This is a genomic window from Paenibacillus sp. EZ-K15 (assembly GCF_002573715.1).
Lineage (GTDB): Bacteria > Bacillota > Bacilli > Paenibacillales > Paenibacillaceae > Paenibacillus_AQ.
The window spans coordinates 290,187-304,972 of sequence record NZ_PDHM01000016.1; the positions used below are offsets into that span (position 1 = coordinate 290,187).

Annotated in this window: 9 protein-coding genes; 8 read left to right on the forward strand and 1 reads right to left on the reverse strand. The window is 48.9% G+C overall.

Annotated features, from left to right (window positions below):
- Positions 1-122 precede the first annotated feature (122 nt).
- The 5 genes from CRG97_RS13985 to CRG97_RS14005 all read left to right on the forward strand — a co-directional run bounded on the left by CRG97_RS13985 (position 123) and on the right by CRG97_RS14005 (position 9,222).
- Positions 123-5,102: a polysaccharide lyase family 8 super-sandwich domain-containing protein gene (locus CRG97_RS13985; protein ID WP_161952932.1), complete on the forward strand. Its 4,980-nt coding sequence runs from the start codon at positions 123-125 to the stop codon at positions 5,100-5,102.
- Between the two features lie 191 nt (positions 5,103-5,293).
- Positions 5,294-6,955: a hypothetical protein gene (locus tag CRG97_RS13990; RefSeq protein WP_098743809.1), complete on the forward strand. Its 1,662-nt coding sequence runs from the start codon at positions 5,294-5,296 to the stop codon at positions 6,953-6,955.
- A gap of 26 nt (positions 6,956-6,981) precedes the next feature.
- Entirely contained in the window at positions 6,982-7,653 is a 672-nt protein-coding gene (locus CRG97_RS13995) for a bifunctional 2-keto-4-hydroxyglutarate aldolase/2-keto-3-deoxy-6-phosphogluconate aldolase (RefSeq protein ID WP_098743812.1), read from the forward strand.
- A gap of 287 nt (positions 7,654-7,940) precedes the next feature.
- On the forward strand, positions 7,941-8,684 hold the full coding sequence (locus CRG97_RS14000) for an RraA family protein (protein WP_098743815.1): 744 nt from the start codon (positions 7,941-7,943) through the stop codon (positions 8,682-8,684).
- Positions 8,685-8,700: 16 nt separating this feature from the next.
- Complete coding sequence (locus CRG97_RS14005; RefSeq protein ID WP_098743818.1) at positions 8,701-9,222, forward strand: NanQ anomerase/TabA/YiaL family protein; 522 nt, start codon at positions 8,701-8,703, stop codon at positions 9,220-9,222.
- 24 nt (positions 9,223-9,246) lie between these two features.
- Here CRG97_RS14005 and CRG97_RS14010 read toward each other — a convergent pair whose 3' ends face one another.
- On the reverse strand, positions 9,247-10,137 hold the full coding sequence (locus tag CRG97_RS14010) for an AraC family transcriptional regulator (protein ID WP_161952933.1): 891 nt from the start codon (positions 10,135-10,137) through the stop codon (positions 9,247-9,249).
- A gap of 128 nt (positions 10,138-10,265) precedes the next feature.
- Between CRG97_RS14010 and CRG97_RS14015 the strand changes: the two genes are divergently transcribed.
- The 3 genes from CRG97_RS14015 to CRG97_RS14025 all read left to right on the forward strand — a co-directional run bounded on the left by CRG97_RS14015 (position 10,266) and on the right by CRG97_RS14025 (position 14,569).
- The gene (locus CRG97_RS14015) at positions 10,266-11,228 is read left to right on the forward strand and encodes a D-2-hydroxyacid dehydrogenase (RefSeq protein WP_098743823.1); all 963 of its coding nucleotides are present in this window, start codon (positions 10,266-10,268) and stop codon (positions 11,226-11,228) included.
- 52 nt (positions 11,229-11,280) lie between these two features.
- Positions 11,281-12,189, forward strand: coding sequence for a dihydrodipicolinate synthase family protein (locus CRG97_RS14020; RefSeq protein WP_098743825.1), 909 nt, complete (start codon positions 11,281-11,283; stop codon positions 12,187-12,189).
- A 151-nt stretch (positions 12,190-12,340) separates the two neighbouring features.
- Entirely contained in the window at positions 12,341-14,569 is a 2,229-nt protein-coding gene (locus CRG97_RS14025; RefSeq protein WP_098743829.1) for a helix-turn-helix domain-containing protein, read from the forward strand.
- Positions 14,570-14,786: the final 217 nt, after the last annotated feature.

Genomic DNA, 14,786 nt, shown 5'->3' on the forward strand with positions numbered 1-14,786 from the left:
AAGTAAGATTACAAGTAACACGAAGCCTGATGCGGGTATTGAGCCGTAGGAGTCTTAGAAAGCTGAGGTGTACGCGTACCAGGTTTGTGGCTTGTACTTTAACCATATGGCGGGGTGAATTAATGCGAAAAACCAGTCTGGTGTTAGCGCTTATGCTTGGGATAGATCTCTTGTCCGCAAGCATCGGGAGTTTCACAGCCGGGGTAGCGTCGGCTGCATCTACCAATCTTATGCTTAATGGAAGCTTCGAAGAAACGACTTCCACGGTAAACGGGGCCTGGAAAGGGATCGCGGATCCGATTCCGGTTCATTGGGATTTATGGATTCCAACCGGCAGCGGCAAAGAGCCGAACAAAACGGCAACGGTCAAAATCGATACGGAACACTCGCATGAAGGGAAACAGTCACTGTTGTTTGATGCTTTTAATACGAGTCGGGTATCCGTCAAGCAGGTGGTCACATCCCTGACGGCCGGCAAATCCTACAAGCTTAAGCTATGGCTAAAGACGGATAACGTATCTGGCCAGGGCGTTTACTTCCGGACACAATACTATAATACGGCGAAGGTGGGGGACGGACCCGCTTCCGAGAAATGGACAGGAACGCGGGATTGGACAATGCAGCAGGTGGTTCTGACGATTCCCGAAACAACAACCAAATTGACCATTGAGCCATTTCTGGAGACAGGGAAAGGGAAGGTCTGGTTTGACGACCTGGTGCTGGAGGAATATTCAGGTTACACCGGAATCACGCTGGATCAAACGGCCTTTTCACTGGCAGTTGGCGGCAAGGTTAGGTTGACTCCGACCATGACGCCTTCTACGGCATCGGACAAAAGTGTAATATGGACTTCAAGCAACCCCGATGTGGCGATCGTAAATGATCTTGGGGAGATTACCAGCGTAGGTATCGGTACCACAACAATCAGAATTTCAACACCGGATGGTCTGACGTTTGCAGAATGTTTGGTAAATGTGGAATCAGCTTCAGACATGGAGGCCTACGAAAGCTTACGTGAAAAATGGCATACACGTCTGACTGGCGGCGCATTTGACGAAAGTGATCCTGATATTGTCTCGGCTGTAACCGCCCAAGCGAATAAGGCTTCTGGATTCTGGAAGTCGCTGGACAAGTCACCCGGGCGCACATGGTTGTGGAGTGATCTGACCAGCACGACCGATTCCAGCCAAATCACGACCGCTTATAACCGATTGAAAACGATGGCATTAGCATATTCCGTTCCTGGCTCCGATTTGTTCGAAAACAAGGAGCTTGCGAACGATATTGTCAGCGCACTCGACTGGATGTATGCAAATCGCTACAACGGCAGTAAAAAAGCCTACAATAACTGGTGGGACTGGGAGATTGGTGCTCCGCAAGTACTTAATGATGTGATGGTGTTGATGTACGACCACCTGTCTCGGGAACAAATCACCCGTTTCATTTCGGCAATCGATACATTCTGTCCGAATCCGAAGGTAGGATCCGTGCTTGGCGTCAGTGGGGTCAAAATGACCGGTGCCAATTTATTGGATAAAGCGTTTGTGGTTACACTTCGTGGAATTATCGAAAAAAACAGTGCCAAAATTATGCTGGGTAGAGATTCGATCGGTTCCGAATATGTTTATGCGACAAAAGGGGACGGCGTATATCGCGACGGCTCCCTTGTGCAGCACTCGAATATCGCTTATACCGGAGGTTATGGATCGGTATGGTTGAAAGGCACGGCGGACATGTCCTATCTGCTGACCGATTCGCCATGGCCGATCACGGATCGTAACGTATTGAATGTGTATGACTGGGTATCGCAGACCTATGAGCCGATCATTTATAACGGGCAGTTCATGGATATGGTCAACGGAAGGGGGATCTCCCGCACTGGCAGCGGCAGCGCCCGCAGTACGATCATTACTTTGCTGCGCATGGCGGAATCTGCACCGGCTGATGTGGCCATATCCATCAAACAAATGGCAAAGGAATGGATATCCAAAGATACGACCTACAGTAATTATTACGAAGGATTGTCCCTTGGCGATATCATGGTCATCAAAAAGCTGATGAACGAGGATGCGATTACACCGAGGGGCCACCTGGTAAAAAATCAAATGTTCGCAGGCATGGACCGGGTCGTTCATTTGCGGGATGGTTTCGGGTTTGGGCTGAGCCTGTTTTCGGATCGCATCTCGGCCTTTGAGAAGGGAAATAACGAGAACCTGAAGGGCTGGTATACAGGCATAGGCATGACTTATTTGTATGACCGGGATTTCGGGCAGTATCGCAATGACTTCTGGCCGACCGTCGATTCCTTCCGTTTGCCGGGGACCACAACGGACGGATCCGGACAAGGGCGGGTTCCCGGAGAATGGACCTCATACATGAATACTCAATCTTGGGTCGGGGGCGTATCGCTGGATGGCGAATACGGAGCCGCCGGCATGGATTTCTCGCTGGCTAAAGTGACGGGCAGCGATTTGAAGGGCAAAAAATCCTGGTTCATGTTTGATGATGAGATTGTCGCGCTTGGCTCCGGTATTACCAGTAATGGAAGCGGGCCTCAAACGGTTGAAACCCTAATCGAGAACCGCATGTTGAATGATGCCGGGGACAATAGACTCATTATGGACGGCGTTGACCAGCCGTTAGCGACCGGATCCCCATATAAGACGAGCGGTGTGCATTGGGCACATCTCGACAGTAATACGGATGGCGCCGGAACGGGGTATTATTTCCCGGATGCAGCGGAATTGTCGGTACTCCGTGAGAACAGAACCGCCAGTTGGAAGGAGATCAACAGCTCGCAAGCGGATACTCCGATTATACGGAATTATTTAAGTCTAGCCTTCGATCACGGAGAAACACCAGCTAATGCCTCCTATTCATACGTTCTGCTGCCTGAGCAGGGTGGGGAGGCAACCAAGCAGTACAGCGAGAATCCGGATATCGACGTGTTGGCAAGCACGATAGACATCCACGCGGTGAAGGAGAAGACGCTTGGCCTCACAGCGGCTAATTTTTGGAATCCGGGTACCGTGGACGATCTGCGTTCGGAGCAGCCGGCTTCGGTGATCATGAAGGAAACGGACGACGGCTTGAGTCTCACGGTCTCCGATCCGACACAGCAGCAGTCCGAAATAACGCTGTATTTATATTGCGCGGGGCTGGTATTGGCAAGTGCCGATCCTACTGTAAGCCTTGAACAAACGACTCCATTCATTAAACTGCGCTTGAACACAAACGGATCATTAGGTGCGGCGCATACCGTTGTTTTTAAGAAAGAGGTGCCTGTCTCTTCCTTGCATTCGACGCTTCAAACCGAAACGAGTGTCGATCTGGAATGGACGGTCCCGGATGGCGTGTCGGGAATAGAAGGTTATGAAATTACCAAGGACGGTATTTCGGTGAGTGACGCTACTTACCGCACAGTGACATCCGACACCTACACTGCGACCGTAGACGGCCTGCTGCCCGGCACCATTTATCACTTTGCGGTATCGGGCCTTGATGGAGGCGGCCAGCGGGTAGGAGACAGCCGGGAGATTACGGTCGCGACTCGTGATGACACCCCGCCAAGCGCGCCTGTGCTGAGCTATACATCGGTGACAAATACTTCAATTGCCTTAAAGTGGTCCGAGTCTTCCGACAATGTAGGAGTATCCGGCTACAGCCTTTACAGAGATGGGCAGTGGGTGACGAGTGTGTCTGCGTCGGTGTATAGCCAAACGCTGGACGGGTTGATTCCTGCAACCGAATACGTGTTTAGTGTGAAGGCATCCGATGCCGCAGGCAATCTGTCGGAGAGCAACAAGCTGCGAGTAACGACGGATCCATCCTCTACGGAGGGTGGAACGGATAATGGCTCCGGTAACGGGGATGGATCAGAGGGTGGTTCGCACGACAACCCGTCCGGCAATGAAGGGACGCAAGGTAATTCGGACGTTTCAACGGAAACAAGCGATCATGAAGCGACCCACGGGGTCAAAATCGTGAATGAGAAGATGCTTCGGGCGCCAGTGGACGGCGTAGTCTCGATCTCACTCACTGAGGAGGAAACCAAGATCAGCCTGCCCCAACAAGCCGGAGCGCTTCTTGGAAAAAGCAAGCTGGAAATCAAGAAGAAGGGCGTAACTCTTACAATCGATTCGGCGCTGCTTTCGGCAATCGAAGCCGATTCGGTCGGCCATACGGCGGTACTGCTGACATTCGAACCGGTTGGGGAACAGGAAGCGTCCGTTTTAGTCGGTGGTTCCCGTGGATCGAATCTTCATCTCCGATCCGGCGGGATGATGAAATTCGGCGTATTTCTTGTCGGAGCAGATGTGGAAAAGGAATATAATCAACCTTTTGCGGTGCCTGTCCGGATCCGTTTTGACGCCTCGGCTTATGCCGGATTGGATCCTGAACTGTTGGGGATTTATGTATATGATCAAGATGTCCAAACCTGGGAGTATGTCAGCGGGTTAACCGGGAACCACAAAGAATCAATCGAAGCTTACATAAATAGTCCTGGGTTATACACTGTGCTGGAATACAACAAAGGGTTTAACGACCTGCCTGCTTCGCACTGGGCGCAGCGCGCTGTTAAAGTATTGACCGCACGGCATATTGTAAATGGTCGGACGGAAACGGAGTTTGCTCCTGATTCGGCGGTAACACGCGCCGAATTTATCTCATTGATCGTACGGACCTGGGGTTTTGCGGCAAGTGACAAAAACGCATTTGATGACGTCAAACCACAGGCCTGGTATGCGGACGCGGTTGCCGCTGCCTATCAAGCCGGGCTTGTAAAAGGTAAAGCGGATGGTATATTCGACCCCAATGGGCCGATCAGCCGGGAGGATATGGCTGTCATGGCTGCAAGACTTTCAACGATTATCAAGGGCAGTATGGAAGGACAGGTTAAAGAAATCAAGTTCATAGACGCGGATGAAGTTTCCGCTTATGCACGGGAAGACCTGAAGCTTGTCGTAAACCTTGGTTTAATGGAGGGAAGGGGAGAAGCTTTCCATCCCCAGGGACAGACTACCCGTGCAGAGGCGGCACAGGTAATGCTGAATATGATCGATTTCCTGGGTATGGCAAACCCATTAATAGAGGGCCGTTAGGCCCTCTTCTGGGGTAAAGGTCAAGCCATGCAAGGTAAGTGAAGGCACTGATTATTAAATATAGCTTCCCTTTTTGTTCATTTAGGTTTTTAATGTTTATATAGGTTCGAATTTTGTTTCTTTTGGTTCATTTTTTTATTCTGCATTATGGTGGGAAGCGGCTTTACCATCGGATTAGGAAAGGAGAACACATGAGCGATTATAAAGAGAGAATGAAACGGATTGTTCAGAACGTTGCGGAACAAGCATGGAGGCAGCCCCTACTATCCAGCGGGCTGTGGTTTCACAGGGATGTTCGTGATAACTTCTATTACGCTTCTTATCTGTTTGCAGCTTCGGTAGACTTCGAGAATGATCCGCAGTTCAACCGGCAGGAAGGTAAACAATTGGCAGAGGAGGTTCTGGGTCGTGTGCTGCGGCTGCAGAACCGGGATGCGAAGAATCCCATGCACGGGCACTGGCCGCTGAACCTGGGGACGAAGCCGGAAGAGGCGAGTCCGCATGCGCTGCCGGTGGAATTGATGGGAAGCTTGATGGTTTTTTTCCATCGTAAGTTTGAAAATGAGATGAGCAAGGGCTTGGCGGCGGAGTTTGAGGCTGCGCTGGAACACATCTACCACGGAGGTTTTTTTCGCAAGCCGCTTACCGTGTGCAATCATCATGAGGCTAAATATACGGCAGCCAAGTTAATATTCGGCCAGCGCTTCCGCGATAAGGAACTTCTGGAGGACGGAAAACAAAGTCTTCGGGATACCCTGAGTCTGCTCCGCCGGGAAGGTATGGCTGAGTACGGGTGCCTGCCGTGGTTCTGGCATTGGACACAGGCGTTCACCTGCGCATTGGAAATGGTGGAGGAACCGGAATTGAAGCAGGAGCTGTATGAACTGCTGGATGAGCTGTGGAGCCTGCGCACGTCCTATTATTTGAAAGGGGCGTGGGTAGGAGCCCACTCCAGGGGATGGCCGCATGATGCGCCGAGGGATGCCAATGTGCTTCATGATTATGTCCAGTTCGGTGATTTTAGCCTTCCGGAGGAGATGCCGCGCACGGAGTATGCCGGTTTTCTGTTCCACGAAGCCCCAGAAGCTAAACGGCGCCTTGCCCTAAACCGAAGCGAACCGTCGGAAGTGCGTAAGGTTGTGATGAAGTCGGTTGACGGCGAGATGCGGAAGCTGCACTCCTATGCTTATGTGACGGAACATTTTGCGGCGGGCGGATTGTGGGAGCGGGTTCGTGAGTTCGACAATGAGCAGCTACGCTGGATGTTCAGCCTCCCAGTTCGCGACGGCAGCAAGGCAAATCAGCTGTATTTTTTTCACCCGGGAGAGGGATATGATCCTTCTGGTGGCGATCCCCGCCACCAAAGTGAGTGGATGGAGGTGCTGTATCACAAAAATGTGGTGCTGGCACTGTATCCGCTACCGGAACCAGCGGGTGCCGGCGGTACGGAAATTGTCGGCGTTCTACCGGAAGGGGAATGGTTGTATGAGTCAGAAGCTTTGTACGGTAAAGTAGATGAGGTCTATTTTGCCGTACATTTGAGCCCCGGGACTGCTTATGACATTAGGGACCAGTCCGGATATCATCAGGTCATTTGCCATGGCGCCGGAATAGCTCTCACCGTAGAAGCGGTGTCCGTCCCGGAAGCGGAGAACAGGGGGATCGGACAGCTGGCGACGTTCGCACGGCGAATGTCCGAGCACAGGCCGGAATTCAAGATAGACGGCGAGCTTGAGGTTTCATATACAGGATGGACGACGGAAGATCGACTCATTCTGAAGCATATGACTTCAGGGAACTTGGCGAGAACGATAAACGGAGCGGAGTGTACGTTTGAATCGTACTCCGTGTAGTTACCGAATAGAAAAGAGGAGTTAAGATGAAGAAACTGCAGCTGATTCAAAAAATCACGGAGGAAGGCGTGGTCGCGGTCCTGCGCGGCGAAACGCCGGAGCAGGTTGTGGAGATGGCCGAACAGGCGATTGCCGGTGGCATCAAAGTGATCGAGGTGACGATGACCGTGCCGTTTGCGCTCCGGGCTATTGAAACGTTGTCGCGCAAATATTCATGGAACGCCGAAGATCCATCCTCCTATGCCATCATTGGGGTAGGTACAGTGCTTGATCCGGAAACCGCGCGTGCGGCGATATTGAGCGGTGCCCAGTTTGTTGTTGGGCCGTGCCTGAGCAGAGACACCGTGATGCTGTGCAATCGTTATCGGATTCCGGTCATGCCGGGGGTTATGACAATCAAGGAAATCCAGGAAGCACTAGAATTAGGGGCGGACATTATTAAGCTGTTCCCTGGCAACCTGTATGATCCGTCGATGATCAAGGCGATCAAGGGCCCGCTGCCGCAGGCGAATATCATGCCGACCGGTGGCGTCTCGCTTGATAATCTTGGCGAATGGATTAAGGCGGGGGCAATAGCCGTCGGTATTGGCTCGGATCTGACAAACGAAGCCTTGAAGCGTCAGGACTACAGCTTGATTGCCCAAAAAGCGGCCGAATACAAGCGAGCCTATCTGCAAGCTAAAGGGCTGACGCATTAACAATACTTTAAAATGGTAGGAAATTTTGATCAGATAACGCCTGTTGGGACTCCCTGAGTCTTCAAGAGGCGTTATTTGTTTTTTTGTTTTTTGATCGTTCATTTTGAATATCGAATGAATTTCAGACTGTGTTAGAACAAAGTCCGATAATTGGTATTATCCCCTTCAATAGCAGAAATGTAAGTAGAACCGAAATTCTGAGAGGTTCCAACGAAAAAGTGCCAGTTCTTTCCTTTATGTACCGCTTATAATAGGATTCAATTCGATCAAGAGAGGGAGAAATTAAGATGACATTATCCTATGCGGATCTGCTGAAGCTCAAACGTTGGAATACGCCCACGATCTACAATGGCTGGGAGGTGATCACGCAGCATGATATTACGCAAGGCTTCAATCTTGATGAAAGCCGCGATTTCATGCCGCACATGGGGCCGATGGTCGGTTATGCGGTGACGGTGCAATTTGAACCGAGCAATCCGGATCACCCCAAGCATCATCCGAATGCGTGGAGCGAATATCGCAAGTATGTGGCTAGCGTGCCCGGGCCAAAGATTGTTGTGGTGCAGGATCTGGATAAACCTCGTGTGATCGGCGCATTCTGGGGCGAGGTGAACAGCAACATTCATCGCTCATTGGGATGTATAGGCACCATCACGGACGGAGCGATCCGAGACATCGATGAAATGAACAACGCTGGCTTCAAAGCCATCGCTCGGAGAACATGCGTCGGTCATGCATACAGTACTCCCGTTCGCTGGGGGATCGAGGTCGAGGTATTTGGCTGCAAAGTTCAGCCGGGCCAGCTTATTCATGCTGACAAGCATGGTTTTCTGGTCATCCCGAAGGAAGACGAAGCTCGATTATTGGAGGCTTCCGTGTATATGGACGGCAATGAATGCAGCACGGTGATACCGGCGGCACGCAGTGCAGCAGGAATGACGGTGGAGGAGCTGCTGGCGGGGATCGATGCGTCAGGTAGACAATTTGGCTTGAATGTGAAGAACAGGTTCGGCACTTCGGGAGAATGGTAAGAAGAGGGAGGGATTCATGATGATTCTTGGCGATTTGAGCAAATGGGAGAAAGAGAAATGGGCATATGCCCCAATTCTGCACAAAGCAGTGGATTACTTGCGCACGACAGATTTGGAGAATGCTGATATCGGGACGTATAGCCTTCTTGGGGATGACATGTTCGCTATGATTCAACAAGCCAACACCGTGGTTCCGCAGGAACGTAAATCGGAGCATCACGCCAAGTATATCGACGTTCAAATGGTTGTGACAGGAGAAGAGATTCATATCGTTGCCAGACAATCCGAGCTGAACGTTCCGGTCGAGGATCAATTATTGTCCGACAGGGATTATGCCTTGTACGAAAGGGTTGAGAATGAATTCGAATTGCCGTTAAAACCAGGCATGTTCGTCATTTATTTCCCTGATGACCTTCACCGACCAGTTTGCAGCCAGACTGGCGGTAATGTGACGAAACGCGTGGTCATAAAAATCAATAAGGATCTCCTGCAAACAAACGGTGAGAACCTGAACCTGAATCTGAATCATCTGCTGTAGGTACTTCAATCCTCTGATGGCATTTTATTTCTTGTGTCTCCCTGTACGATGAGATATCCGGTATTCTTTGGGAGATGCTCCCTTGGTTTTCTGGAAAATCCGCGCAAAACTGGAGTAGGAGCCGAAACCAGACTCCTCGGCAATGTCTGCGATCTGCATCTCCGTAGCATGCAACAACGAACATGCATGGCGGACACGAAGCTCGTGAAGCAGGTCAATGAAGTGAATGCCATATTGGCGGGTAAATAATTCGCTTAGGGATGAGGGGTGAATGCCAAATCGCTCGGATAAATCCGTGAGATGAAGAGGCTCCAAGTAATGCTCGTGAATATAACGAATTATAGGCCAAATCGAGCGAGACTTCGATATCGAAATCTGGGACGACGTACAGGTCGATATATTCGTTACGGCCTGCAGGCTGCTTCGTGCAAACTGGGTTAACACCCGCTGTAGGTTTGCTTTTAACATTACCGTTGCAAATGGCATCGGCTTCTCGTATTCATTCCAGAGCGAAGTGAAGATTTGCCGCATTTCATCAAACAGACAACCTTCAAAATAAACGAAAGTATTCCTTTCGTCGGCGGCATTGCCTAACAGGATATCATGCAATCCGGCATCCAATTCTCCAAGCTCCAAGATGACATCCAAAGGAAAATTGCAAATATATAAATCGAGAGGATCGTTCGGATCAGAGACGATTTCATGCACTTGGTATGGAAGCAGCAGTACTATGATGCCGGGCAGCATATCATGAGTGGCGCCATTAATGGTTTCTGTACCTTGACCGTTAAGCACCAAGGTCAGTTCTACGAAATCGTGACGATGAGAAGGTGTCTTCAACTGCAGCTTTCGTTTCATAAAGAAAGGGAAGCTGGCGTTCATATTAGGATATTCGAATAGATACTTCGGATACATGCTCCTACCCCCTATTCCAGATACTGTTATTATATCAAAAGCATGAAAGTAGGATAGGAGAAACATGAATGAGAGACACGGATTGATCTTCAAAGAGAATTTTGGATAGCGATTGGAGGAAATTGAATATGAAAATCGTTGTGCTGGATGGATATCGACTAAACCCCGGCGATTTGAGCTGGGATGAATTGATCAAACTTGGAGAAGTCAAGATATTTGATCGTACCCCTGATGATAAGATTCTCGAGCGTGCTCAAGGAGCTCAGGCGCTGTTGACCAACAAAACGCCACTGTCTGCGACTACGCTGCAGCAGCTGCCGGATTTACGCTATATCGGCGTTCTTGCTACAGGCTATGATGTGATTGACGTAACAGCAGCTGCTCCCCAACAAGTGGTGGTTACGAATGTACCAAGCTATGGAACCGATTCTGTTGCTCAATTTGTTTTTGCACTACTGTTTGAGCTTTGCCATCAGGTCGGACAACATGCAAGTTCTGTACAACAGGGGGCATGGACGGCAAATCCAGATTGGTGTTATTGGGAAACTCCGTTAATTGAACTAGCTGGTAAAACGATGGGGATCATCGGAGCAGGGAGGATAGGCATGCAAACGGCTCGAGTTGCTCATGCGTTAGGGATGAAAGTGATCGCTATAAATGGAAAAGGGGAAACGGATCGTGATGTCCCTTTTGACGGCTTCCGATGGACTTCCAGGGATGAACTATTCCGGAATTCAGACGTGGTCAGCCTGCATTGTCCACTAACGGCAGAGACAGAATTCATTATAAACAAAAAACATTTAGGTTTGATGAAATCTAATGCATTTCTCATTAATGTTGCTCGCGGGAAACTGGTGAACGAGATCGATCTTGCTCAAGCGTTGAATGAGCGAAGAATTGCTGGAGCTGCGCTTGATGTCCTTTCCACGGAGCCTCCTGCTTCAGACAATCCGTTGCTTCATGCACCCCATTGTATCATTACCCCGCATATCGCTTGGGCAACGAGGGAAGCCCGCGGCAGACTGCTTCAGACAGCTGTGGATAATGTGCGATCCTTCCTGGACGGAAAGCCTCAGAACGTTGTCCATTGAGAGATTTTCAAAATAATAAGCCGATCATCGAAAGGATATAGGTGAACCAGAAATGTTGACATTAGATCAATTCAAAGGAATTATTCCGGCATTAATTACGCCTTATGATCAGGAGGGAAGGATCAGCGAGTCAGCTACCCGCAAGCTTGTTCGTCATTTGCTGGATAAACAGGTGGACGGCTTTTATTTAAGCGGAAGCACGGGCGAAGGGTTTCTTCAGACTACCCGCGAACGCCAGTCGTTTCTCGAAATCGTGGTAGACGAGGTTCAAGGAGCTGTACCCGTTATTGCACATGTTGGGGCGATGGACACGGCTACCTGCATCGAGCTTACGAAGCATGCTGCACGATCGGGTGCAGATGCCGTATCGTCGGTTGCGCCGTTTTATTACAAGCATGGTCAAGAGCAAGTGCGTGGGCATTATCTCGATATTGCTACAGCTGCCGACATTCCGCTCATTTTATACCACTTTCCTGCTATGACGGGGGTACAATCGACCGTTCGGTTTTATGAAGAGCTCTCCAAGGTAGAGAACATTATTGGGGTCAAATTTACATCCAAAGATACGTTCGAGCTTCAGCAATTGATCGAAGCGTGCGGTCCGAACTTTCGCGTGTTTAACGGCCCGGACGAGTGTTTGCTGGCGGGGTTGGCGATGGGCTGCTGCGGTGCCATTGGGAGTACATACAATATCATGCCGGAATTATTCTCCGATTTGTACCGTAGGTTCCAAATGGGGGACTTGATAGCAGCCCGCGCACTGCAAGTCCAAGCGAACAGCGTCATCGCGGAGCTGATGAAGTACGATTTTATCGCTTTTGAAAGGGAAATCCTGCATTTGCAAGGAATTGAAGTAGGAGCGCCGAGAAAACCAATTCAACAATTGTCTATGGGGGAGCGGAACCAAATCCGCCTATTTGCACAACAATTCGATTTCTTGAAGGTAACTACCAATACCTGACGAGAGATGATATAAAATAAATATTTCTTATCAAGCACACCTTCGGTGTGCTATTTTTACCATATAGTCAGGACAAGATGTTCTCAAAATGATCTTAATAAAAAACGATGTGCTGCGTAAATTTTGATTACATAAGGAAAGGTGCGTCGGGATGCGAAAACAATGGTATTACCGGTTGCTTTTGTCTTATCTTCCGATCTTCGTCGTCGCTTCCTCCATCGTTGTTCTCATTTCCATTATGACGGTACGATTAACGATCGGAAATGAAGCTAACCGGGTAAATGAGGTAGCAACGAAGCAAATGCTCCAAAGCGTTGATGACGCGCTGCGTTCCATCGATCAATTAATCGTAAAAGAAATTCTCAACAGTGTGACCTTCGATAAATTTTTCGATCCAGCAAAGGAAACGAACAAATATTTGGATTCGATTGAAATGAGTGAACGAATTCGAAATATCATTCACGCGACGCCTTTGATCGACTCGCTATACTTGTACCGTTTCAGAGATCAAATCGTGTTGACGAGAGATGAAAGAATATCGATCGATCAATTCCCGGATCGAGACTTTCTGATGGAGGTCATCCATCAACATTCCAAGTCGAAATGGTCCAATTTGCGGAAAGTTTCGGAAATCAATGCTTATTCTAGCGAAAGCGTGACCCGCAACGTATTGACGCTTACCAGCAAAGTTCCGACCATTTCCGGGGGACAAGGGCTTATCGTCGTGAATGTCCGTCCTTATGCGATTGAATCGATGATCGAGCAAATGGCTAATGCCCAATACAGTCATCTAGACTTTGTAGATAAAGAGAACGTTCCGATTGCTTCCATTGGAGAGCGTGAAGATGCGGCCTGGGCAAAAAATGTCCATTCCTTTTCGGTATCTTCGGAATATACGGGATGGAGCATGCACAGTTCGGTGAACAACTCTATGGTGTATGGCTTCAGTTCGACTATTTTTTATGTTTGTTACGGGTTGTGGTTGCTTGTCATTGCATTCGGCGCTTATTGGATGTATGCGATTACCCGCATAAATTACAAACCGATCGAAGCGCTGACAGATCGCTTGGAGCGCTTCAAATCGCAAAAAAGTATACAGCTGCTTGGAGGCGAGAAACGCAACGATTTTGACTTTATTGAAGAGGCCATCGATCAATTGATCGATCAATTCAATGGTCAGCAGATGCTGCGGAACGAAAATGTAAAATACCGGCATACAAAGCTGCTTCTGGATCTGCTTGAAGGTAATCTCGTCAATCGAGACGATGAGTTAATCGCCACCATGTTTGAACAACACGATCAAGCTCGTGTTGCCTTGGCTGAAATCGATCGTTATTCCAACTTTATGGCGCGATATAATAAGCGGGATCAATTTTTATTGAAATATGCGATTTTACGCGTATTCCAAGAGGTAGCGGAGAAGCATCACTCTCGGGTATGGACAGAATGGATACAAGGAAACCATATGGTTGTTTTGTTTCAATCAGGCAATCCGACTTCTAAAGTCGAAGCGATTTCGCAAGAAGTTTGCGAATGGATTCAAGGGAACCTGGATATGACGATTACCATCGGTATCGGATCGTTAGCACAGGAGATCCATGAAATTGCTGACTCCTATAAGGCGGCGATGCATTCTGTCAAAATGAAGTTTAAGTTTGGCAGCAATCGAATCATCTTCTCGGATCAAATTCAGCAGCTGAAGGAAGAGGAACTGATCGTACAGCCGCAATCCCTTCGGAGTATCGCCCAAACCTTCCGGCAAGGCGATTCCGGATGGGCTGTAAAAATTCAAGAGTTCGTACGACAGACGTCGGAAGCCAGCATGTCCAAAGATAGCGTTCTTAACCTGTTGAAGCTTATTTTGTTCTCCATGGATCGTGAAATGAGCGAAACGGCAACAGATCTCAAGGAGATTTGGAAGAGAGGACTGAACTCCCTAAATGAAGGGTTGGAACCGCTGGAGACGGAGGCCGAGCTGTACCCGTATTTCTATGCACAATTACACGCCACCTTTGATGAAATGAACAAACGTAAGGAAGAGGACTCTCAAACGGCACTGATCTATAAAATTAAAGCCTACTTGGAAGAGCATTATGCAGATTCCAATCTTTCCATGACAGGGATTGGGGAGCTGTTTCAAATCAACTCCAGCTTTATGAGCCGTATTTTCAAAGAAGAGATCGGCATGAATATGATGGATTACCTTGTGCTGACGAGAGTCGAAAGGGCAAAGCAGCTGCTCAGAGACACCCGGGATACGGTTCAAAGCATCGCGGGTCAGGTGGGGTACCTTCATACGATATCATTTATTCGCGTTTTCAAAAAGTCGACGGGACTTACACCTGGAGAATACAGAAAAATATCGACGGAATCTCCATGAAGACGGTTCCTTACATGCGTTATACGGATCTATCTACACAATAAAAAAAGGTATATTAGGCTTCACTCAACTTTCGAAGAGGGCTTCGAAAGGCTTGAGGGAAGCTTTTTTTGCGCCTGATCTATGAAGAAAAAAGGTGTATATTGTGCCAGAACGCGGTTCTCCGTTATATTGGGGACACTTCAACAAACGATCCTGCATATATGGGCAATCAAAA

Excerpts from the sequence above, each read along its gene's own strand:
- CRG97_RS13990 (WP_098743809.1), top strand. The coding sequence starts at position 5,294 with ATGAGCGATTATAAAGAGAGAATGAAACGGATTGTTCAGAACGTTGCG.
- CRG97_RS13995 (WP_098743812.1), top strand. The coding sequence starts at position 6,982 with ATGAAGAAACTGCAGCTGATTCAAAAAATCACGGAGGAAGGCGTGGTC.
- CRG97_RS13985 (WP_161952932.1), top strand. The coding sequence starts at position 123 with ATGCGAAAAACCAGTCTGGTGTTAGCGCTTATGCTTGGGATAGATCTC.
- CRG97_RS14015 (WP_098743823.1), top strand. The coding sequence starts at position 10,266 with ATGAAAATCGTTGTGCTGGATGGATATCGACTAAACCCCGGCGATTTG.
- CRG97_RS14020 (WP_098743825.1), top strand. The coding sequence starts at position 11,281 with ATGTTGACATTAGATCAATTCAAAGGAATTATTCCGGCATTAATTACG.
- CRG97_RS14010 (WP_161952933.1), bottom strand. The coding sequence starts at position 10,137 with ATGTATCCGAAGTATCTATTCGAATATCCTAATATGAACGCCAGCTTC.
- CRG97_RS14005 (WP_098743818.1), top strand. The coding sequence starts at position 8,701 with ATGATGATTCTTGGCGATTTGAGCAAATGGGAGAAAGAGAAATGGGCA.
- CRG97_RS14000 (WP_098743815.1), top strand. The coding sequence starts at position 7,941 with ATGACATTATCCTATGCGGATCTGCTGAAGCTCAAACGTTGGAATACG.
- CRG97_RS14025 (WP_098743829.1), top strand. The coding sequence starts at position 12,341 with ATGCGAAAACAATGGTATTACCGGTTGCTTTTGTCTTATCTTCCGATC.